Here is a 20476-nt window from a genome sequence, read left to right as displayed (position 1 = left end):
GCCATTCCTTTTTAAAATGAAGAAAGCAAGCACAAAGGAGAAATCTATGAAAAATTATCCTGTTAAAAAGAATCAGGAACTTGAAGTTGATATTTTGGATCTTTCCCATGAAGGAAATGGGATCGCCAAAGTCGATGGGTACTTATTATTTATTGAAAACACCCTGCCAAATGAACGAGCCTTAATCAAAGTATTGAAAGTCGGCAACAAATTTGGTTTTGCCAAAGTGATGAAACTGTTGCAAGCAAGTCCTGATCGACAAGAATTACCGAATGAAGCATTGTTGCGCACCGGGATCGCCCCATTGAGTCATTTGAGCTATGACAAACAATTAGCCTTCAAACAGCAGCAAGTAGAGAATGTTTTGGCTAAAATCGCCAAACTGCCTGAAATCAAGGTCAATGCACCAATCGGAATGGAAAAACCATTTGGTTACCGCAACAAAGCGCAAATCCCTGTGCAAAAGATTCATGGAAAATTAACGACTGGATTTTACCGCAAAAACAGCCATACTCTGGTACCGATCGAAGACTTTTATATTCAAGATCCAAACATCGATCAAGCAATCATCAAAGTCAGAGATATTTTGCAGCGCTTCAATGTCAAAGCCTACAATGAAGAAGCCCATGAAGGGTTCTTACGCCACATTGTCGTTCGTCGTGGGCATCACTCAGGTGAAATGATGGTCGTATTAGTGACACGTAAACCGAAATTCTTCAAGGGAGAAGAGATCGCGGAAGTGATCCACGAAGAGATTCCAGAAGTTGTTTCTGTCATTCAAAACATCAATGAAGAAAAAACCAATGTGATCATGGGCGAGTTCGAGCGTGTCTTGTATGGCAAGTCATCGATCGATGATCAATTATTAGGCAAAACCTTCCAAATCTCAGCGAAATCTTTCTACCAAGTCAACACAGCGCAAACAGAAGTCTTGTACCAAACCGCCTTCGAGATGGCACAACTGTCTGAAAATGATATCGTTGTGGATGCCTATGCAGGAATCGGAACGATCGGGATCAGTTTGGCTGATCGCGTGAAAGAAGTGTTAGGGATGGAAGTCATTCCTGAAGCAGTGAACGATGCCAAAGCCAATGCCAAAAGAAATGGTGTCGAAAACGTGCATTACTTTATCGGTAAAGCCGAAAAAATCATGCCGCAATGGCTACGTGAAGGCATTCAACCGACGGTCGTCTTCGTTGATCCACCTCGCAAAGGTTTAGATGCCAGCTTTATTGAAACGACCTCTGCAGTTAAACCAGAGCGCATCGTTTACATTTCCTGCAATCCAGCAACCTTGGCTCGTGACCTCGCGTTGTTTGAAGAAGAAGGGTATGTGACAAAAGAAGTCCAACCTGTTGATTTGTTCCCACAAACGACCCATGTGGAGTGTGTCGTGTTGTTAGAACGTCGTTAAGAAAAACGAGTTCTTTTCAGTGATTTTGACCGTGAGTTCTTTTTATGGTAATTGTCATAAAGTCTTACGATAACAAAGTTACTAGAGAAGGCGAATCAATTGAGAAATAAGCAACTAAAACCCATCTGTCTATCTAATTACGTCGATTGTGACGTTTAGAATGGATGAAATATAAAACCAGAAACTGGAACAGAAAGACATTCTTTTTTGTTCCAGTTTTTTTGTTCTTTCTCACTATTGATGAGCGGGGACAAAATCAATGCAAAAAGCAGGGAAGCTACAAATATGCAGACAGCCAAATCCTTTAACAAAATGGTTTGTCAGCAATTTATAGTTAATGTGTATAAAAATATGGCGTGGCGTGATTAGAAAGTATTATAATAAACGTAGTGAATAGAAAATTTTTGTTAGGAGGGATTGCACATGGCAACGATTCGTGCATTTTCGCACAAAGAGATTACACCGCAAAATACACATTTATCGAGTTTTAAAGTGTTGATAGAGTCAGCTTTTTATGGGAACAATGTCACTTGGATTGATGATCTAGCCACTGCCTATCACTTAGCAAAAGAATCTTCTGGCGCTATTCTTACGGATATGCCGGTAATACACACCAAGGAGTTAGGACTACCAGAGGATGCAAAAGTCATCGTGTTTAATGACGGAAAAGTTGTTGGACGGACAGCGGCAGCTCGACGCATTATCGGACATCCTGGAATCCAGCGAGAATTATATGAAGACATTTTGCGAGATGCCTTGTACCAAGGAACCCGCAAGCAATTTTATGGCGGTGAAGTTGTTGTAGGATTAGACGAAGCGTTTATGGTCAAAGCACACCTGTTGTTACCAGAGCACTATGAAACCAATTTTTACTCTTATTTGTTGAATTTTCAATTGATGACGAAATCATGGGAGGAAAGGTACCAACGTTCCAAAGAATATCCAGAGACGGACATTTTTTTGTACGCTGATCCAGATTGGTCTCATCCTGATTTTCCTTATGGGCTGTCTCTTTTTGATCCTGAACACAATGTTGCGGCAGTCTTAGGCTTAAACTATTTTGGTGAATTGAAAAAAGCGACATTAACTTTGGCTTGGGCTACCGCGCATCGCAATGGCTTTGTGGCGTGTCATGGAGGAATGAAGCAATATCAGCTACCGAATCGAACATTTACGATGGCTGCTTTTGGTCTTTCAGGATCAGGAAAATCGACCATTACATTGGCAGAACATGATGGCAAATATGATATCAAGGTTCTGCATGACGATGCGTTTGTGATCAATCAAACAAACGGTGCGTCCACTGCTCTGGAGCCTTCTTATTTTGATAAAACGCAGGATTATCCATTAACCAACCCAAATGTCCGCTACTTTATCACCTGTCAAAATGTTGGGGTTACTTTAGACGAGGAAGGAAAGAAGGTGCTTGTGACCCAAGATATTCGTAACGGGAATGGTCGAACCGTCAAATCACGGTATGTCACACCTAACCGGGTGGATCATTTAGATTCGCCGATCGATGCAGTATTTTGGATCATGAAAGATGACACGCTACCTCCTGTAGTAAAAATTGACGATCCGATTTTAGCCGCTGTTTTTGGTTTGACCTTAGCTACGAAGCGCACGACAGCTGAACATATTGTCGAGACCACGGATATAGATAAACTGGTCATCGAACCTTATGCCAATCCATTTAGGGTCTATCCTTTAGGGGAAGATTTTGCCCATTTCATGCACTTGTTTAAAGAAAACCAAACGGCTTGTTACATTCTAAATACAGGCTTTTACAAAGGCAAGAAAGTCACGCCTGAAGTCACACTAACATCGATTGAAAAAATTGTGGAAGGCGAGGCTGAATTTAAAAATTTCGGTGGGATCACCGAAATGAGTTTCCTGCCAGTAACAGGCTTTAAAGTCGATTTTCAAGATGCCTCCTATGTTTCTCATTTAAGAGAGCGGATGCAAGGACGGCTGGACTTTATTTTGGCTCAAGAAACAGAAAATGATGGCTATAATAAGTTGCCTAAAGAGGTAGCAAAGGCAATGGAAAATGTGATTTCTACATTAAATGAGTTTCCTAGCTAATTCCATTGAATCAAACTTCCGCAAGCGGCTTTTCTTCCTGAAACACTTACTTTGTTAGCCAGAAAGGAGCGATTATGAACATTCAGTTTCACCATATCCAAATCACAGTCAATGATGTAAAAAAAGCAGAAGGTTTTTATGATCAATTATTTGCACTATTAGGTTTCGACCTTCAGAAGAAATATTCTGGGTATTTAGAACATGCCGAGATGGAAGTAGTAGAATATATAGGGGATTCATTTGATTTCGGTATTTGTTCCCCACGAAAAGAATGGAAGAAGGAGAAAATCGATTCAAGAAAACCTGGCTCGGTTCAGCACATGGCGTTTAAGGCGGAAAGCCGCGAAGTAGTAGATGCGATCTTTCCCAAAATAAAAACCTTAGGGGTAAAGATCCTTCACGATCGACCAATGGAGTACAAAGAGCGCATCGCTCCTAACTACTATGCCTTATTCTTTGAAAGCCCAGAAGGCATTCGTTTTGAGCTATTTCATTATGCCTGATTCCTTTAACTAAAAGAGTGTGGCATTAAATTATTGCGTGAGCGCGTTCTTATTAAGGTGATCTTTCATTAAGGGGCTAGCATAATCAGGCGAGTTTAGAGAGAAACTTTTTTAGAACCTGTCATCAGGAAAATCTGAACACTCTTGTTTTAAGTACGTCCATCCTGAAAAACTCGTTGGTTCCTAAAATTTATTTGGACAATTCGAATACAAAAATCTAACTCATGTGTTGAAAAACGTCGATTTTATCATTCTAGAAGCTGTTGCACTGTGGGTCAATAAGGGGTTGTTGCGTTGATTGCAGGGCACTTAAGAAATGGAGGAGGAACAATATGGATCAGACGGTTCAGCAAGATATCGAAGCGATCATTTCCCGTCAATATGATCATGGCGCCGATTTATGGTCGACGCCAGACCATAAATTACTGAAAGGAGCACCCTTTACAACCTTAGAGTGTCCTCATTATTTGCTTGAACTTGGTATGTCGCCTGAGGAGAACTTATTAAAAGAGACCGCTGCATTGATCTTTCAAGGATGGAGAGAAGATGGCAGATTTAAAATTTCGCCATCAGGGGGGATTTATCCCTGTCATACAGCGCTGGCTTTGCGAACGCTGTGTGCTCTTGGTTACGCAAGGGACCCGCGGCTACAACAGACCTTTCACTATTTTCTTGCTACTCAGGAAACAGATGGCGGCTGGAAGTGCAATAAATACAGTTTTGGTCGCGGCCCGGAGACCCGCTATTCAACCCCGATGACGACATTAACGGTCCTTGATGCTTTTCGCTATACTCATGATCGTGAACAAATGGAAACGCTTAAGCAAGCAAGCGAATTTTTGCTTGCTCATTGGGAGATCCGTCAGCCAATCAGTCCCTGTCATTATGGGATGGGTACATTATTTATGCAGACAGAATATCCCTTTAGAGGATACAATCTTTTTTATTATCTGTATGTCTTGTCTTTTTATCCTTCTGCCAGAAAAGACGCACGATTTTTGGAGGCTTTGCAGCAGTTTGAATCGAAAGTTCAAAATGGCAATGTCATCGTAGAACGGGTCGTACCCAAACTGGGGAAACTGAATTTTTGCCAAAAAGGGCATATCAGTCCCTTTGCCACACAGCGTTACCAAGAAATTCTTGCTTGATTGGCAGAGGATTGAGGAAAAAAACAGCCCTTTGAAAGGTTCCCCCCATCTAGACGATTCTTTTTCTTTTCTGGTACACTGTCTGTAAAGAAGCAAGTGATTAATCAACAGAGAGGAGAAAGACATGCAAAAAATATATCTTGTTGAAGATGATGCAACGATCGTCTCTGTTCTAGCAGAATATTTGCAGCAATGGGGGTACGAATGTGTTTCCGCGAAGAATTTTGCTAGCATCTTGCAAGAGTTTCATGAGATCAAACCGGATCTCGTTCTTTTAGATATTTCGCTGCCTTATTACAACGGGTATCATTGGTGCCAAGAAATTCGCAAGACGTCAGAAGTGCCGATCATTTTCCTTTCGTCGATGGATCAACAGATGAATCAGATCATGGCGATGAACATGGGAGCAGATGATTATTTAACAAAACCCTTTGATTTAGCCTTCGTTTTGGCAAAAATCCAAGCATTGCTGCGGCGGAGCTATCAGTATAGCCACCAACAAGCGCTGACCTTTGAGATAGGGCAAGTAACCTTTTATCCCACAGAAAATGTATTAAAAAAACAGGGGGAACAGTTGCCACTGTCTCCAAATGAAGCTCGGATTCTTTCCTTGCTTTTGCAGCATCGAGGGAAGATCGTAGCCAAAGAGACCATCATTGAAATGCTCTGGAATAGTGAAGAATTCATCGATAATAACACATTAGCGGTCAATATGACCCGCTTGCGAAAAAAATTAAGCCAGATCGAACTATCCGATTTGATCCAGACGGTAAAGAATAAAGGGTATTTGATAGAAAAGGAACACGCCTATGACTAACGTGAAAGAATATTTCGTCCTTTATGGAAAGTTTTATCTCGTTTACCTGCTGTTTAGTGCGGGCCTATTTGGGCTATTCTTTCTCCACAGCCTTTCGTTGGAGCCCTTCATTGACTATGTGGTCTTTTCAGGGGTGATCTTAGGGGGACTTTCCCTTTTTCATTATTTTCGTTACGCACAAAAAAGAAAGCAGCTGCAGCATTTATTAAGAAAAGAACGTATGACGGAAGCGGCGTTGGCGTTCTTGCCTGCCACTCGAAATCGTTTAGAAGACGAATACCAAGCCCTTCTTAAACAATTGGCAAGAGAAAAAACCACTTCTGATTACAAGGCAGCGTTAAAAAATGAAGAAATTTATGAAGATTTCGGCTTGTGGCTTCATCAAATCAAAACGCCTCTAGCTGCGCTGGATCTTTTGGTCCAAAGCGATTCGTTGTCACCGACGGAGGTCAAAGCGGAATTATTTAAGGTGAACGATTACTTGCAAATGATGTTGAATTATTTGCGACAAAATTTAGCGAATGATGATTTTGTCTTTGAGTCGATTGCTTTAGAGCCCCTTGTTCGTCAAACAATCAAAAAGTATGCCTTGTTTTTCTCGAAAAAGAATCTGCAACTGGATATGGCAGTGGATTTGACGGTGACATCTGATCGAAAGTGGCTCATTTTTATTTTTGAACAGGTTCTTTTCAACAGCTTGAAGTATACTGAAACCGGTGGCATTAATGTTTTCACTAAAGACAATGCCTTAGTGATTCAAGATAGCGGCATTGGTATTCGTAAGGAAGACTTGCCAAGGGTGTTTGAGAAAGGATATACGGGACAAAATGGTCGCTTTCAGCAACGAGCGAGCGGGCTAGGCTTATATATGAGTCAACAAGCGGCTGAAAAAATCGGCTGCCGTTTAGCGATTGACTCTGAAGTAGGACAGGGAACCATCGTCACACTTCATTTTCCCACCACAAATAACCGATAGCCGCAAACTTTCAACACTGTAAGTTTGCGGTTTTTATTGTAAGTCGCTTTTTTCTGCCAGTCAGCTTATTCTAAAAAGGAAGGAGGGAACAAGATGACACTTTTAAACATTCAACAAGTAAAAAAAATCTATCAAAGCCAGCTGAACGGACAACCCGTTGAAGCGTTGAAAAATATTACCTTTATGGTAGAAAAAGGGGAATATGTCGCTATCATGGGGGAATCAGGTTCGGGAAAGAGTACGTTGCTGAACTTGATGGCGACGTTAGACCAACCAACAGCGGGTGAAATGCAGCTGAATGGCATCGATCTGACCACGATCAAAGAAAAAGACGCAGCGAGTTTTCGACGGGATCACTTAGGCTTTGTTTTTCAAGACTTTAATTTATTGGACACCTTTTCGGTAAAAGACAATATTTTATTGCCATTAGTTTTATCAAAAGTTTCCGTCAAACAAATGGAAAAGCAGCTTCAGCCTATCGTACAAACTTTAGGGATCGCCGATTTATTGCAGCACTATCCGTATGAATTGTCTGGCGGACAAAAACAACGAGTTGCTGTCGCACGAGCAATCATCACAAAACCGGAACTGCTATTAGCAGATGAGCCAACCGGAGCGCTGGATTCGAAAACCTCTGATCAATTACTGACATTATTTCAACAGATCAATCAAAATGGACAGACGATCGTGATGGTCACTCACAGTTCGATCGCAGCCAGTCGCGCACAACGCGTCTTGTTTATCAAAGACGGGTATGTGTTTCACCAGCTGTATCGAGGGGATCGCAGCAATACCGCTTTTCTAGAAGCAATAGCCGAAACAATGACTGCTGTCTTTGCAAAGGAGGAGTAACCAATGTTCTTTCAAAAAATCGCCTTCTCCAATTTGCGTAAAAATGCCAAAGCTTACACACCCTTTTTATTATCTATGAGTTTCTTGGTGGCTGTTTTGATGATGACGCAAATCATCGTGAACAATCCAGGAATGAAGGAACTTCCTAGTAGTCAAAGCGCCATCTTCATGTTTCGTTTAGGAAATATCATCCTCATGATTTTTGCGGCGATCTTTTCCTTTTACACCAATAACTTTTTGATCAAACAGCGAAAAAAAGAATTTGGTCTCTACAATGTTTTAGGACTAGGAAAACGTGAGATAGCCTTCGTGGTCTTTTGGGAACTCTTTTACAGTTTTCTCATTAGTCTTGCCGCCGGACTGATCAGTGGCTTATTGTTTGCACGATTAGGATTTTTGATACTGAAGAAAATCTTAGCCGTAGGCGAGTTCTTTGTCTTCAAACTGTCATTTGAGAGTATTGGCTTGGTGATCCTGTATTTTATGTTCGTCTTTGGTTGTTTATTTTTATTTGACATACTGCAAGTACGCAAAACCAATCCACTTCAATTACTGCAGGGAAGCAAGCGAAATGAAAAAGAACCACGAGCAAAAGGTATTTTGGCACTATTAGGTGTCCTTTGTTTAGTGGCGGGCTATACGATCTCTGTGACGATCAAATCTCCTATCAGTGCATTAGGCCTGTTCTTTGTCGCCGTCGTCCTCGTAATCTTGGCTACCTATTTGTTGTTTATTGCGGGCAGTATCAAAGCATTGCAGTTTTTAAGAAAACGAACGACCTATTATTATCAAACGACCCATTTTATCAATGTCTCTACCATGTTGTATCGGATGAAGCAAAATGCGGCTGGTTTAGCGAGTATTTGTATTTTATCAACGATGGTGTTAGTGACCGTTGCTACGACCGCCAGTCTTTATTTTGGACAAAAGAATGTGATCGAAACCCGTTTTCCTTACGATGTTCAAATTGAGTCAGCGGCTGATTCCCAGCAAATCAACACAGCAATTAATGGACTTGAAGCGAAGCTAACGATCAAAGAGCGCCAGCAAGTCACTACAACAAGACCGTTGCTTTTTACCTTTGAGGAACCAAATTTTGTTCCCTCAACCACTTTTGAAGAAAATAGCGGTATTTTAGATAAATCCGTGTATCTTATTTTTCTTACCAGTTCTGAATACCATGAAATCACCGGGAAAACAGGACCCGCCGACGACGAACTTTTCGTTTTTCCTGCCACATGGACGCATCAAGCATTACCAGAAAAGACGACGATCGATGATCGTCAATTTCGCTTGCGGGAATTGAAAGAACTGCCAACATTCACGAAAGCAGAAAACCCGGTTCAGCATCTTGTTCTCGTGGCGGATGATCAGTGGCTTTCCGAAAAGCTAAGCTCTTGGTATCAAAACGAAGAGTTTCAACTTTACCAGCAACCAGTGACAACAACAGTCTTTAATTTTCAAGCAGCAGAAGCAAGCGATCGCGAAGCCATCGCAAAAGAGATTCGTAGTGAACTTCTAGCAGCAGATATTCAGGCGAGCGTTGAGTCAAAAGATCTTTTTGAAGTTGAGACAAAAACCTTTACCGGCGGCTTCTTCTTCTTAGGCTTGATTTTTGGTGTGATCTTTATTTTAGCTGCTGCATTGATCATTTATTATAAACAAGTTTCCGAAGGGATGGAGGACAAAGAACGTTTCGAGATCTTGCAAAAAGTTGGGTTAAGCCATAAGGAAGTCAAGCAAGTGATCCAGCAGCAAGTTTTGATGATCTTCTCATTTCCTTTGATGGCAGCGATCATCCATTTGGCGTTTGCTTTACCAATGATTCGAAAATTACTGATTCTTTTTGGTCTGACGGATCGTAACTTATTGATCACGGTAACGATTATTTCTGTCCTATTGTTTACAATGATTTATCTACTGGTGTATTTCATCACCGCAAGAGTCTACTATCGATTGGTGGAGCGCAAACAGTAGCGGGGGGACAAATGCTATTTTGTCAGACGATAACTAGATGGATTAGTCGTCACCGCCAAGAGCTACAAAAAAATAAAATGTAAGAACACCTCATCCATGAAGCGACGCTCAAAAGTTAGAATTTTTGGTCTAACAGTTTGGAATCACTACATGATTGAGGTGTTTTTTTGATAGGCACGCCCGTTAGCCCACTTTTTTAGAGTTGAAAAAAATCCTTAGGTGACCTATAGTGAAAAGGAGTAAAGCACGGGTATAGAGTGCCGCGCGATTGATAGTCATTTCAAAATAAAAGAGATCATGTGATCCAAAAAGGAGAAAGCCTTATGAAAGAGCAGCCGATAACCATTGGATTCCCCTTAAGAGGTGAGTGGCTTGCGCCGACTACACCAGCTGAGAAGATTCCTAGCCATGGTACCGATCGAATGGGGTTGCGTTATGCCTTTGATTTTTTACAAGTTAATTTTGAGGGGAAAACCAAAGCTTTTCATAATCGAAGCTTTCTGCGCTATTTCTTCTTAGGGGTTCCGCTGGAGAGCTGTTATTGTTGGGGCGAAAAAATCTATGCGCCTTGTGATGGCGAAGTAATTGTTGCAAGAGATGGCTATCGGGAACGGAAAATCGTTCACTGGATCAGAGATTTTTCGATCGCTGTAAAAAATGGTTTGTTTTTTAATGAACAAAAAGATGATTATCAACAAATAGCTGGCAACTACATTGTGATAAAAGCTTCTGAGGGCGTTTATATGGCATTTGTTCATCTGCAAAAAGGATCTGTCACTGTTTCCGTAGGACAAAATATCACCAAAGGGATGGTGATCGGAAACGTTGGCCATTCAGGAAATTCGACTTCGCCTCATCTGCATTTTCAAGTGATGGACACAAGTGATATCGCCCATGCAAAAGGTCTTCCTTGCCGCTTTCAAGAATATGAAGTATACCAAGCAGGGGGGTGGACAAAGGTGCAGAATCGGATACCAGGAAGTACGGATCGGATACGATTGTTGAAGGAATACTAAGAGCCAGTTTTGAAACATTCGCATCAGGGCTTGTAGGACGCTCAAAAGAAAAAACGTTTAAAAGTCTTTGGACTTCTTTTATGCACGTAAAATAATCTTAGGCTTTCAAAATTTGTGAAGAAAATGAAATGCAGGGAGTACAAATGAATTATTTACCCAATATCCTTACCACTTCTCGACTGATTCTCGCACCACTTTTACTATTCCTTCAGCCAATGTCAGGCTGGTTTTGGCTGCTCTATTCCTATTGTTTTTTAAGCGACCTCGTCGATGGGCTGCTTGCAAGAAGGATGAATCTTACGAGTGAGGTGGGTGCCTTACTAGACAGTTTCGCAGATGTAAGCTTTTTTCTCGCTGTTTTTCTTTCTTTTCTACCACAGCTGTTGGCGGCTCATACACTTTGGGTCTGGCTACTAGTGATTGCTATGATTCGTTTTGTCAGTTATCTGATTGGCTATGTAAAATATCGGTCTTTTAGTAGTCTGCATACATGGCTCAACAAAGCAGTCGGTTTTCTTTTGGGTAGTTTCCCATTGCTGCTCATGGTGAGTCATGCAAAAATTGTTGTCTTGTTTTTGGAGACCATCGCCACTGTTTCGGCATTAGAAGAATTGCTGATAACGATCCTCTCAAAAAATCTGGATAGAAATCAAAAATCGATATTCGAAAGTTTTAAGTAAGGCACCTCTATCATTGAGGGCCTTTTTTTGCGTATTCATCGCTAATAGTCTTTTAAAAGACCCTTCAAAAACAATTTTAAAAATAACATTGAAAACAATTTTTAATGGTATTATGCTTATCTTTGAAGGGAGGCTTCACAAATGAATAGACAAGAACTGCATGCATGTATCAGTAAAAAACAGCCTAATATTTGCCAAATTGCTGCCTACCAAAATGGAAAGGAAGTTTACTCGGATGAATGGCATGAGTATAAGCCAGAGGATACTTGCCACCTTATGTCCGCTACGAAAAGTATCGTTTCTCTACTAGTTGGGATAGCGATCGATCAAGGTGTCATCCGAAGTGTCAATGACAAAGTACTCGATTATTTTCCAGACTATCAAGTAAAACGGGGCGAAAAAACGATTCAGGATATTACGATCAAACACCTATTAACGATGCGAGCCCCGTATAAATGCAAAGATGATCCATGGACAAACGTTTGTTCGAGTGACGACTGGACCAGCGCCTCGCTTGATTTATTGGGAGGAAGAAAAGGAGTGACAAATGAATTCAATTATCAAACCGTTTGTCTGCAGATCCTCACTGGTTTGTTAGCGAAAGCTTCTGGAATGACGACCGTTGATTATGCGAACCATTATTTATTTCGACCTCTTGTTGTAGCCGAACTGACCAATTATTATGCGGAAACGGCACAAGAGCATAAGCACTTTACGATGAGCAAGGCACCAAAAAATCCGGTTTGGTTTTGCGATCCTTTAAATATTGGCACTGCAGGTTACGGGCTTTGTCTTTCAGCAAAAGATTTAGCCAAAATCGGTGAGCTATGCTTGAACCAAGGCATCCATCAAGGACAACAAGTGGTTTCTTCACAATGGCTCACTGAAATGGTCAATCCGCTAGAGACAAACATAGAGAAATTTCAAAATATGAGTTATGGGTATTTATGGTGGATCTTGGATGCTGAGAAAAGCACCTATGCCGCCATCGGCAATAGCGGAAATGTCCTTTATATTGATCCCGAATCAGAGACTGTTATCGCCATTACGGCGTATTTTAAGCCAACTGTCTTTGATCGCATCGACTTTATCGAGACAGAGCTAAAACCGTTCCTTTTGCACTAATGAGCGTTAAGAAAAAGCAGTCTGCTGTCAAAAGTTGATTGCTTTTTTTGTAGGCGAAAGCTTAATGATCCCTTTTGTGACTATGGCAGGCAGGTGACCTACTGATAAAGCTCGGCTGCTAGCCTTTTATGAAATTATAATTTAGCAATTTGATCCCGCAGGTAGGAGGCTAAATCAATAATAAACGGAAGATAAATGAGAAATGAATAAAATGACCAAACTATCAACGACGTAAACTTGGTATACTATAATTGAGAAGAAAATCACAAGTGAAAGGAGCGGTCGGGGTGTTTTCAGAAATCAGTATCTATCAAGTGAAACCCAGTAGTGTTGAGACCTTTGAAGCAGTCATGCAGGAAGCAACAGAGGCAATGAAGGCCATGGAGGGGGCCTTGTTCTTTCGATTAATGAAACGAACCCATTACATCAAAGAAATGAGGACCATCAAGGAAGGTCGCCTGCCAGATCCATTGACGAGAGTCATAAAATGTGTGAAATATGCTCACTATTGGGAGTTTGATAGCGAAGAAAATTATGGCAAAGCTCAAAAAAAGTTGTATGAAAGTTACTGGAAAGCAATCGAGAAATGTTTGATCGTTCCCCACGACAAGCTATTGGGGGAAGTTCTTGAGTGCTCGCTTTAATTCCAAGTGCTCTCCTGCTGAACGGACTTTTTGTTGCAACTGTTAAGAAAGGACAGGGTAGAAATACAACGGATGTTAAAAAAGTCATTTGAACGGTTGAATGGAGGACTGGTATTTTTTTTAAACACTCTATTTCTTGAAGGAATCTAAAAGGAGGAAGCCCCAATGGCACAGGTTGCTTTTCATAATTCGTACAAATTAAAAAAAGGCGTCTCAACAGCGGAATTTGTTCGTGTTGTTGAACAATTAAACCGAGAATACATTTCCAAACAAAGAGGATACCTTTCTTTTGAATTATTCGTAGATGGAGAAACTTGGGCGGACATCACCAAGTTCGAAACGAAAGAAGATGCGGAAACATTTGCCCGATGCGGCACGCCTAATGCCTTTGCACAAAAGTTTTATTCATTCATCAATGGAAACAGTTGCAGCTCTCACCTATACACCATTGAAAAAACGTTCCTATAACTAGCCACTATGGAATGAACAGCGCAAAAAACAATTCATATGAAAAGAGGAAATTCTTATGACAAAGACAGCAGAATGGTATCAAGGAAAAGCCGGTCGGGCAGAACATTTGGTCTATTTAAATAAGGAAGCCAAAGAGCTTGAGAAACTGATTCAAGGTGACAAAACAATGATCATTCGGGGGGCAGCCGGCAGAAAATCACCTTTAGGAGGAAGAACCAAAATCAACGATCTTGTTTATTTTGTGGAGACCGGCGGCGATTTGACCATCACTCATCGGGGCATCATTGCCAACGTGATTGAATCTTAAAAGATGACGAAAGAAGAATCCATAGATTTTGTAAAACGCTATGAAAAAGAGCTGATTTTATCGAAAAAACAAGTCGATCGATGGGCAGGGAAAAAGTATCTAGCGGTCTATGAAATCGCTGAATTAGAAGAAATAACACCATTTCAGTACAATCGTGAAAAAAATATGGATGATTGGGTCATCACAGATGATATCAACAAAATCAAATTGTAACGTAGCGAAAACCTTAAAAAACGGAGCGCAAAGGAGTTGAGTGGAAGGATGGAAGGCAAAAAGCAATTGTTTCGAGACAAAAACGTCAAACCAACTGAGCAGCTGATTGCTGAATCACTGGGTGAAGGATATGCCATTTATCAACGTTTTATCGAAACCCTTGAAAATGAGGGCATCTCTCTTATGGATTGGCGCTATTACCAAGATGGAAAAGCGTGGTTGTCCAAAGGCGAATACAAATGGACAACGACTCGTGGAACGAATAAAGTGAAACCAATTTTTTGGCTCTCGATGTGGGAGGGCTTCTTCAAAGTCTCCTTTCACTTTAGCGAGAAAGTCCGAACACAGTTATTGTCTTTACCAGTCAGCGATGAGACAAAGGAAACCATTCTTAAGGCGCCAACTAATGGCACGAAAATGAAGTTTTTTTCTGTGATTTTTGATGTCGCTAATCCATCACTCTTTGAAGATATCACCGAATTGATCGTGTTCAAAAAAAGTAAATAAAGTAAGAGTATGTTTATTTAACTTGGATAGTCTGATTTTATTACATCTATCAAAAAGGAATCTTTGTTATAGTTTACCCATTTTTTAGGTTAAGAAAAGTAAAAGTCAATCAGAAGACTCTAAGTTTATCGCCTTTCATCTGATTGGGTTTTAATATAAGTAACTATTGGGAAAACCAACACTAATTTTGATTAGATTATCGGATAAAATTCACAATGAAATAAATTTTACTCGCTAAATATGCTATTATGGGTAAAATATGCTTGATTTACTTTTGGATTGATGGAAGACACATTGGAAAAGGAGAAAAGACAAATGACTATTCAACGAATCACAGCTTGCATTCAAGTCAAAGGAGACTATCAGAAGTGTTATCATTTTTATACGGAAAAAGTTGGCTTGGTACCAATTTATGGCGATGAGTCAGGTCCTTATACAAGCTTTGCATCGAAGAAAGAGGAGGCGCCTTTTTTTGGTATGTTCCAAGTGGATGCCGTGATCGATCAAATGGAGGGCTATCCGATTTCGGATAATCGGATTTCATCTGATACGCTTTCGGCAACGTTTCATACCACGGATTTTGAAGAAGATTATACGAGAATGAACAATGCTGGTGTAGTGTTTGAAGTGAGTAAAACCGTTTTGGGGGAAGGGGACCAAGCTTTTCATATTGCCTATTTCCGCGATCCAGAAGGAAATTTGCTAAGCTTGGAGGATGGCGGTGTCTAAAGAGTTCACATTCAAAAAGAATCAGAAAAAACGTAAAGAAAGATTTATCTCATAATTGTTTTGAGATAAATCTTTTTTTATTTGAAATCATTCCTCTATAAAGCGTTCCTTCATCCGCTCCAAGAAAAGTCCAGAGGCTTTTGAAAAAACTTGGGTGTTCTTCCAAATGACTGCAAGATCTGATTCAAGAGTGGGACTCAATTTTCTAAAGCATAAAGGACTGTCAGGGGTGAAGTTGATTAATTTGTCGAGGGTCAATGCATAGCCGACGCCTTCTTCAACCAACTTTGACGCATTGTACACGAGATTATACGTGGCAACGACAGTCAATTTGTTCATGTCTTTTTTCAACCATTTAGAAAGCTCACTGCTGACCAGACTTTGTCGTGAAGTAATCAAGGGAACCTCCCAGAGATCCTTTGGTGTGATGACTTCGTTACTAGCAAGGGGACTGTCTTTTCGCATCAAGACGCCCCAGGTGTCTCTGGCAGGTAAGCGCAAGGAATGGTATTTTTTGACGTCGACGGGGCTGATCACGACGCCAAAATCCAACAATCCTTTGTCCAACCGTTCTTTGACCTCGTCAGCATTGCCACTAAATAAATGAAATTTGACGTTAGGGTACTCAACTTGAATCTCCTTGATGATTTTTCCCAACAGCTGGATCACGTAGGTTTCTCCAGCACCGATCGACACGTTACCGGTAATCGTATCTCGAGGCGACAAAAATTCAGAACGGGTCTTTTCTAACAATTCTACAATTTCTTCCGCCCGCTTACGAAACAAGAGGCCATCTTCCGTCAGCGTAATTTTGCGATTGCCTCTGGTGAACAGCGTGACACCTAATTCTTTTTCTAACTCCATTAACTGTCGTGACAGGGATGGTTGCGAGAGATGCAGATGCTTTGCGGCAGCTGAAATCGTTTCTTTTTCTGCAACTGTTAGAAAGGTGGTTAAACTTTTTAATTCCATAGGTCTATACTCCTTTTTCTATGCTATATATGAATAGTTGGATATTTGATATTAGTATTTTACATAGAAAGATGCTGCAAGTACAATAGGTTTATCCAAAAATAGCTCAAGCGATCAAGAAAAAACGATCATCCACACCTTGATCAGTTGAGAAACATTGGAGAATCGCCCTAAGGTACAGGATAGTTGACCGAGAAAGAAGGCGAATGAAATGAAAAAAATGGCAAAAGAAGGCCCTTGTGTCTTTAGTTGTGCTGGCACCGTTGGTTTTAGGTGCTTGTAGTAGCAATAATGAGGAGACGAATGAAGAGCCGCATGCCAGCTCAGGAGGAGAAACGATGACAGAAAATGTTTCATTGACAGATGAATGGGATAAAGTTTTCCCAGAAAGTGACACGGTGAATCACCGAAAAGTGACTTTCCAGAATCGTTACGGGATCACTTTAGTTGCGGATCTTTATGAACCAATTGATGCGCAAGGACCACTTCCAGCAATCGCCGTTAGCGGACCTTTGGGAGCAGTCAAAGAGCAGACATCTGGTCTATATGCGCAAACGATGGCAGAGCGTGGTTTTGTTACGATCGCTTTTGATCCGTCCTATACAGGTGAAAGCGGTGGCGAACCACGCTATGTGGCTTCCCCAGACATTAATACAGAAGATTTTCAAGCAGCCGTCGATTTTCTATCTGTCCAAGAAAACGTAGATGAAGAAAGAATCGGTTTGATCGGGATTTGTGGCTGGGGTGGTCTAGCTTTGAATGCCGCAGCCATCGATACCCGTGTGAAAGCGACTGTTTCTGCCACCATGTATGACATGTCGAGAGTCAATGCTCAAGGGTATTTTGATGAAATGGGGGCTGAAGGACGCCATGAATTGCGCCAGCAGCTGAACGCCCAACGTACAGTTGATTTTGCCAATGGCAGCTACGAACGAGCAGGTGGGGTACCAGATACACTGCCAGAAGATGCGCCGGTCTTTATGCAGGATTACTTTGATTATTACAAAACAGAACGAGGCTACCACGAACGTTCCTTGAACTCTAATGATGGTTGGAATGTCACGTCTTCGCTGTCATTCTTAAATATGCCACTTTTGTCTTACATTGATGAGATCCAAAGCGCCGTTTTATTGCTTCATGGAGAAGAAGCCCACTCACTTTACTTCAGTCAAGACGCTTTTGAGCAATTGCAAGGTGATAACAAAGAGCTGACAGTCATTCCTAATGCTTCGCATGTTGATCTATACGACCAAACAGAGGTGATTCCTTTTGACCAAATGACCGAATTCTTCCAAGAGCATTTGAATTAAACAGCAACAACCAGCTGCACGACTGTTCAGTCCCATATCTTCTGCTGAGCAGTCGTATTTTAGAAAATAAGCATCCCGTTGCCCGCCGCTACATCGAATCATCAGCAGAAAGGAGCGAAGCCATGCTGATAAAACTCATCCCTGCTGTCTTGCTGTTCCTACTAAGTGCCTGTGGGACAAGTGGAACAGAGGAGAGGCATGCGCTGTCTGCCAGCGAAACTTCCTCTGAGGCAAGTCAGGATCATGATCAACCGACGATTGAATCAGCAACAGCTGTGGTCATTACGGTTGGTCAACAGGATTTTATAGCGAAGTTTTATGAAAATGAGGCGTCTGAATACCTAATGAATCAAATGCCCTTCACGTTGACAATGAGTGACTTGAACAACAACGAGAAATATTATCGTTTTTCTGAGAATTTGCCAGAAATGACTACAGAACGGCCGGAGATCATTCACGAAGGAGAAATCATGAGCTGGAATAGTCATACATTGGTGCTGTTTTATCAGACCTTTACCAATTCTTATGGTGGCTATAGTCGTATCGGCGTTATTGAAGATCCAGCAGGATTAAGAGAAGCGTTGGGGGGAGAAGACGTGGAGGTTGTCTTTTCGCTAGAAAATACTCGTGAGTAACGAATGATTAGGAGAAAAACAAATGACGATCGATCAATTAAACAAAATTATGGCAAGTGGTGAACCCTTACTTGCCGGTTCGCAAGCTTCAAAACAAATGATGGCTTTGAGTGCTGAGGCGAGAAAATTGACCATGAAAATCAATACGGTTTATCATGAACCTCATGAATTACAAGAACTTTTTGCTCAATTGACTGGGAAAGCAGTTGAACCGACATTTTCGCTTTTTCCGCCTTTTTATACAGATTACGGCAAAAACATCCGCATTGGTAAAGGGGTGTTTCTTAACGCCGGTTGTCATTTTCAAGACCAAGGAGGGATCACGATCGGTGATGGTACCCTAATAGGGCACAACGTAGTTCTAGCTACCTTGAATCATGGACTTCACCCTGAAGATCGTAGTACGCTTTATCCAGCACCCATTACGATTGGGAAGAATGTCTGGATTGGCTCAAATGCAACGATCGTTGCCGGTGTGACCATCGGTGACCATGCGATCATTGCTGCTGGGGCAGTGGTGACCAAAGATGTCGCTGAACGCACGATCGTGGCTGGTGTACCTGCAAACTATGTCAAAGAGGTCACTGAGTAAGCACAATAGCAATGAGTAAGAAAAAAACTGCTGTTCGCCTTGTCGCTTTTGAAGCGATGAAGATGAACAGCAGTTTTCTTATTCTTGAGGCGGCTCGCTCGTATTGGAACCAGCGAAGTTTTCGATCAACGATTTCACATCAAGACCGAGGGTTTCTTTCAAAGTTTCTTGTGTGGTCGATAAGAGATTGGTGGCGTAATTGGTGACACGATTGGCACCGCCGCCTTCACCTGATCCTGTATCAACGACCGAAATTTTATCGATATTGCCTAATGGGGCGGCAGCCTCTTTGACTAATTGCGGCATGATCTCAACGATCATGCTAAGGATCGCTGCTTCATCATATTTCTTGAAGGCTTCGGCGATTTTTTCCTTCGTTTCTGCTTCCGCCGTTCCTTTCGCCAAGGTCGTCTCGGCTTCAGCTTTTGCCAACGACTCTGTTCGAAACTGCTCAGCTTCAGTGGTTGCTAACGCAGACGCTTTTTTCGCTAATGCTTCTTGTTCAAGCGCATAACGATCGGCATCGGCTTTTTTCTTGATCTCAGAATCAAATTGGCGTTCACGACGCAAGATTTCTTTTTCTTCCAATTCGATTTGTTTTTGTCGTTCAACGACTTCAACTTCAATCTCTTGTTCTCGGACTTTTTGTTTCATGATGGCACTTTGCAGATGATAGGCTTGATCGGCATCGGCTTTGGCGATGTCTTGTTCTTTCTTGTAAAGTGCCAGCTTCAATTCTTTTTCCTTCAATGCTTCAGCGATTTCGGTCATGCGTTTTGATTCTGCTGTTTGCGATTCTTGTTCCGATTGGGCTTTTTTGATGCGGGTTTCTTTCAGTGCTTCGGCTTCCGCAATTTCAGCATCCCGTTTGACTTGAGCGATTCGAGGTTTTCCAAGAGAATCTAAATAGCCATTTTTGTCTCGAACTTCTTTGATCGTAAAGGAGACAATGATCAAGCCCATTTTCGCTAGATCGACAGAGGCAACTTCTTGCACGCTTTGGCTGAATTTGTCGCGATTTTGATAGATTTCTTCGACGGTCATCGAACCAAGGATCGAACGCAGGTGACCTTCCAAGACTTCTCGTGCCTCATTTTCTAATTCTTCACGGGTTTTTCCTAGAAACTGTTCCGCTGCCGTTGCGATTTCTTCTACGGATGAGCCGATCTTGATAATGGAAGTTCCATCACACATAACGGGAACTCCTTGTTCCGTATACACTTCTGGTGTTGAAACATCCAACTTGCTGGAAAGTAAGCTGATTCGGTTTGATCGTTGGAACACTGGCAAAACAAAGGCTCCGCCACCACGCACGATTTTGATTTTGTTATTGCTCTCATCCGCATGAACATTTTTGTTGCCAAGGTAACTTCCGCTGATAATCAACGCTTCATCGGGCTTGGCTGTTTGATATTTCGTGACAAAGATGATCAAAAGCATCAGTAAAATGAACGCCACGATTGCGATCGGAAAGACAATTGGTGATAAGAAAATATCCATAGA

The 20476-nt window shown here is 41.5% G+C and carries 20 protein-coding genes and 1 pseudogene; 19 read left to right on the top strand and 2 right to left on the bottom strand.

All coding sequences use genetic code 11. From position 1 onward, the window contains the following. Nucleotides 1-46 precede the first annotated feature (46 nt). From rlmD to A5867_RS10895, 16 genes and pseudogenes are all read left to right on the top strand, one after another. Nucleotides 47-1414 (top strand): 23S rRNA (uracil(1939)-C(5))-methyltransferase RlmD, encoded by a 1368-nt coding sequence (gene rlmD / locus A5867_RS10970; RefSeq protein ID WP_087627603.1) that lies wholly within the window; start codon nucleotides 47-49, stop codon nucleotides 1412-1414. 423 nt (nucleotides 1415-1837) lie between these two features. Further along, nucleotides 1838-3499 carry a phosphoenolpyruvate carboxykinase (ATP) gene (locus A5867_RS10965; RefSeq protein WP_087627602.1) on the top strand — a complete coding sequence of 554 codons (1662 nt, stop codon included), beginning with the start codon at nucleotides 1838-1840 and terminating at the stop codon, nucleotides 3497-3499. A gap of 74 nt (nucleotides 3500-3573) precedes the next feature. Then, nucleotides 3574-4002, top strand: a complete 429-nt coding sequence (locus A5867_RS10960; RefSeq protein WP_086332321.1) for a VOC family protein — start codon at nucleotides 3574-3576, stop codon at nucleotides 4000-4002. A 332-nt stretch (nucleotides 4003-4334) separates the two neighbouring features. Next, nucleotides 4335-5150, top strand: a complete 816-nt coding sequence (locus tag A5867_RS10955) for a prenyltransferase (RefSeq protein ID WP_087627601.1) — start codon at nucleotides 4335-4337, stop codon at nucleotides 5148-5150. 124 nt (nucleotides 5151-5274) lie between these two features. Next, nucleotides 5275-5967 carry a response regulator transcription factor gene (locus A5867_RS10950; RefSeq protein ID WP_016611088.1) on the top strand — a complete coding sequence of 231 codons (693 nt, stop codon included), beginning with the start codon at nucleotides 5275-5277 and terminating at the stop codon, nucleotides 5965-5967. Then, a complete protein-coding gene (locus A5867_RS10945; RefSeq protein WP_087627600.1) occupies nucleotides 5960-6943 on the top strand; it encodes a sensor histidine kinase in 984 nt (327 codons plus the stop codon). The genes A5867_RS10950 and A5867_RS10945 overlap by 8 nt, the downstream gene beginning before the upstream one ends. 93 nt (nucleotides 6944-7036) lie before the next feature. Then, nucleotides 7037-7795 (top strand): ABC transporter ATP-binding protein, encoded by a 759-nt coding sequence (locus A5867_RS10940; protein ID WP_087627599.1) that lies wholly within the window; start codon nucleotides 7037-7039, stop codon nucleotides 7793-7795. A 3-nt stretch (nucleotides 7796-7798) separates the two neighbouring features. Then, nucleotides 7799-9772: an ABC transporter permease gene (locus tag A5867_RS10935; RefSeq protein ID WP_087627598.1), complete on the top strand. Its 1974-nt coding sequence runs from the start codon at nucleotides 7799-7801 to the stop codon at nucleotides 9770-9772. Nucleotides 9773-10095: 323 nt separating this feature from the next. Further along, nucleotides 10096-10788 (top strand): M23 family metallopeptidase, encoded by a 693-nt coding sequence (locus A5867_RS10930; RefSeq protein ID WP_087627597.1) that lies wholly within the window; start codon nucleotides 10096-10098, stop codon nucleotides 10786-10788. Nucleotides 10789-10916: 128 nt separating this feature from the next. Next, the gene (locus A5867_RS10925; protein WP_087627596.1) at nucleotides 10917-11468 is read left to right on the top strand and encodes a CDP-alcohol phosphatidyltransferase family protein; all 552 of its coding nucleotides are present in this window, start codon (nucleotides 10917-10919) and stop codon (nucleotides 11466-11468) included. A gap of 141 nt (nucleotides 11469-11609) precedes the next feature. Then, nucleotides 11610-12593 (top strand): serine hydrolase, encoded by a 984-nt coding sequence (locus A5867_RS10920; protein ID WP_087627595.1) that lies wholly within the window; start codon nucleotides 11610-11612, stop codon nucleotides 12591-12593. Between the two features lie 269 nt (nucleotides 12594-12862). Beyond that, nucleotides 12863-13237, top strand: coding sequence for a hypothetical protein (locus A5867_RS10915; protein ID WP_087627594.1), 375 nt, complete (start codon nucleotides 12863-12865; stop codon nucleotides 13235-13237). A gap of 165 nt (nucleotides 13238-13402) precedes the next feature. Continuing rightward, a complete protein-coding gene (locus tag A5867_RS10910; protein ID WP_087627593.1) occupies nucleotides 13403-13705 on the top strand; it encodes a hypothetical protein in 303 nt (100 codons plus the stop codon). A gap of 58 nt (nucleotides 13706-13763) precedes the next feature. Beyond that, nucleotides 13764-14228: pseudogene (locus A5867_RS18320) on the top strand (hypothetical protein). A gap of 48 nt (nucleotides 14229-14276) precedes the next feature. After that, complete coding sequence (locus A5867_RS10900) at nucleotides 14277-14735, top strand: DUF3788 domain-containing protein (RefSeq protein WP_087627592.1); 459 nt, start codon at nucleotides 14277-14279, stop codon at nucleotides 14733-14735. A 315-nt stretch (nucleotides 14736-15050) separates the two neighbouring features. Next, nucleotides 15051-15464 (top strand): VOC family protein, encoded by a 414-nt coding sequence (locus tag A5867_RS10895; RefSeq protein WP_087627591.1) that lies wholly within the window; start codon nucleotides 15051-15053, stop codon nucleotides 15462-15464. 87 nt (nucleotides 15465-15551) lie between these two features. Here A5867_RS10895 and A5867_RS10890 read toward each other — a convergent pair whose 3' ends face one another. Then, nucleotides 15552-16436 carry a LysR family transcriptional regulator gene (locus tag A5867_RS10890; protein WP_010749621.1) on the bottom strand — a complete coding sequence of 295 codons (885 nt, stop codon included), beginning with the start codon at nucleotides 16434-16436 and terminating at the stop codon, nucleotides 15552-15554. Between the two features lie 338 nt (nucleotides 16437-16774). Between A5867_RS10890 and A5867_RS10885 the strand changes: the two genes are divergently transcribed. The 3 genes from A5867_RS10885 to A5867_RS10875 all read left to right on the top strand — a co-directional run bounded on the left by A5867_RS10885 (nucleotide 16775) and on the right by A5867_RS10875 (nucleotide 18973). After that, a complete protein-coding gene (locus A5867_RS10885) occupies nucleotides 16775-17746 on the top strand; it encodes an alpha/beta hydrolase (protein ID WP_212648503.1) in 972 nt (323 codons plus the stop codon). A gap of 122 nt (nucleotides 17747-17868) precedes the next feature. Beyond that, entirely contained in the window at nucleotides 17869-18381 is a 513-nt protein-coding gene (locus tag A5867_RS10880) for a cyclophilin-like fold protein (RefSeq protein WP_087627590.1), read from the top strand. A gap of 22 nt (nucleotides 18382-18403) precedes the next feature. Beyond that, nucleotides 18404-18973, top strand: a complete 570-nt coding sequence (locus A5867_RS10875) for a sugar O-acetyltransferase (protein WP_087627589.1) — start codon at nucleotides 18404-18406, stop codon at nucleotides 18971-18973. A gap of 78 nt (nucleotides 18974-19051) precedes the next feature. Here the strand turns inward: A5867_RS10875 and A5867_RS10870 are convergent, their stop codons facing one another. Then, nucleotides 19052-20473 (bottom strand): flotillin family protein, encoded by a 1422-nt coding sequence (locus A5867_RS10870; protein ID WP_087627588.1) that lies wholly within the window; start codon nucleotides 20471-20473, stop codon nucleotides 19052-19054. Nucleotides 20474-20476: the final 3 nt, after the last annotated feature.

It is taken from the genome of Enterococcus sp. 6D12_DIV0197 (assembly GCF_002174385.1).
Lineage (GTDB): Bacteria > Bacillota > Bacilli > Lactobacillales > Enterococcaceae > Enterococcus_D > Enterococcus_D casseliflavus.
Note: the sequence above shows the minus strand (reverse complement) of the source record. Positions and strands in the feature narration are given on the sequence as shown.

Bases quoted from the DNA above. Each gene is read 5' to 3' on its own strand.
- A5867_RS10945 (WP_087627600.1), top strand. From the start codon at position 5,960: ATGACTAACGTGAAAGAATATTTCGTCCTTTATGGAAAGTTTTATCTC.
- A5867_RS10910 (WP_087627593.1), top strand. From the start codon at position 13,403: ATGGCACAGGTTGCTTTTCATAATTCGTACAAATTAAAAAAAGGCGTC.
- A5867_RS10885 (WP_212648503.1), top strand. From the start codon at position 16,775: ATGACAGAAAATGTTTCATTGACAGATGAATGGGATAAAGTTTTCCCA.
- A5867_RS10875 (WP_087627589.1), top strand. From the start codon at position 18,404: ATGACGATCGATCAATTAAACAAAATTATGGCAAGTGGTGAACCCTTA.
- A5867_RS10895 (WP_087627591.1), top strand. From the start codon at position 15,051: ATGACTATTCAACGAATCACAGCTTGCATTCAAGTCAAAGGAGACTAT.
- A5867_RS10960 (WP_086332321.1), top strand. From the start codon at position 3,574: ATGAACATTCAGTTTCACCATATCCAAATCACAGTCAATGATGTAAAA.
- A5867_RS10925 (WP_087627596.1), top strand. From the start codon at position 10,917: ATGCAGGGAGTACAAATGAATTATTTACCCAATATCCTTACCACTTCT.
- A5867_RS10950 (WP_016611088.1), top strand. From the start codon at position 5,275: ATGCAAAAAATATATCTTGTTGAAGATGATGCAACGATCGTCTCTGTT.
- rlmD (WP_087627603.1), top strand. From the start codon at position 47: ATGAAAAATTATCCTGTTAAAAAGAATCAGGAACTTGAAGTTGATATT.
- A5867_RS10965 (WP_087627602.1), top strand. From the start codon at position 1,838: ATGGCAACGATTCGTGCATTTTCGCACAAAGAGATTACACCGCAAAAT.
- A5867_RS10930 (WP_087627597.1), top strand. From the start codon at position 10,096: ATGAAAGAGCAGCCGATAACCATTGGATTCCCCTTAAGAGGTGAGTGG.
- A5867_RS10935 (WP_087627598.1), top strand. From the start codon at position 7,799: ATGTTCTTTCAAAAAATCGCCTTCTCCAATTTGCGTAAAAATGCCAAA.
- A5867_RS10880 (WP_087627590.1), top strand. From the start codon at position 17,869: ATGCTGATAAAACTCATCCCTGCTGTCTTGCTGTTCCTACTAAGTGCC.
- A5867_RS10870 (WP_087627588.1), bottom strand. From the start codon at position 20,473: ATGGATATTTTCTTATCACCAATTGTCTTTCCGATCGCAATCGTGGCG.
- A5867_RS10940 (WP_087627599.1), top strand. From the start codon at position 7,037: ATGACACTTTTAAACATTCAACAAGTAAAAAAAATCTATCAAAGCCAG.
- A5867_RS10900 (WP_087627592.1), top strand. From the start codon at position 14,277: ATGGAAGGCAAAAAGCAATTGTTTCGAGACAAAAACGTCAAACCAACT.
- A5867_RS10920 (WP_087627595.1), top strand. From the start codon at position 11,610: ATGAATAGACAAGAACTGCATGCATGTATCAGTAAAAAACAGCCTAAT.
- A5867_RS10955 (WP_087627601.1), top strand. From the start codon at position 4,335: ATGGATCAGACGGTTCAGCAAGATATCGAAGCGATCATTTCCCGTCAA.
- A5867_RS10890 (WP_010749621.1), bottom strand. From the start codon at position 16,436: ATGGAATTAAAAAGTTTAACCACCTTTCTAACAGTTGCAGAAAAAGAA.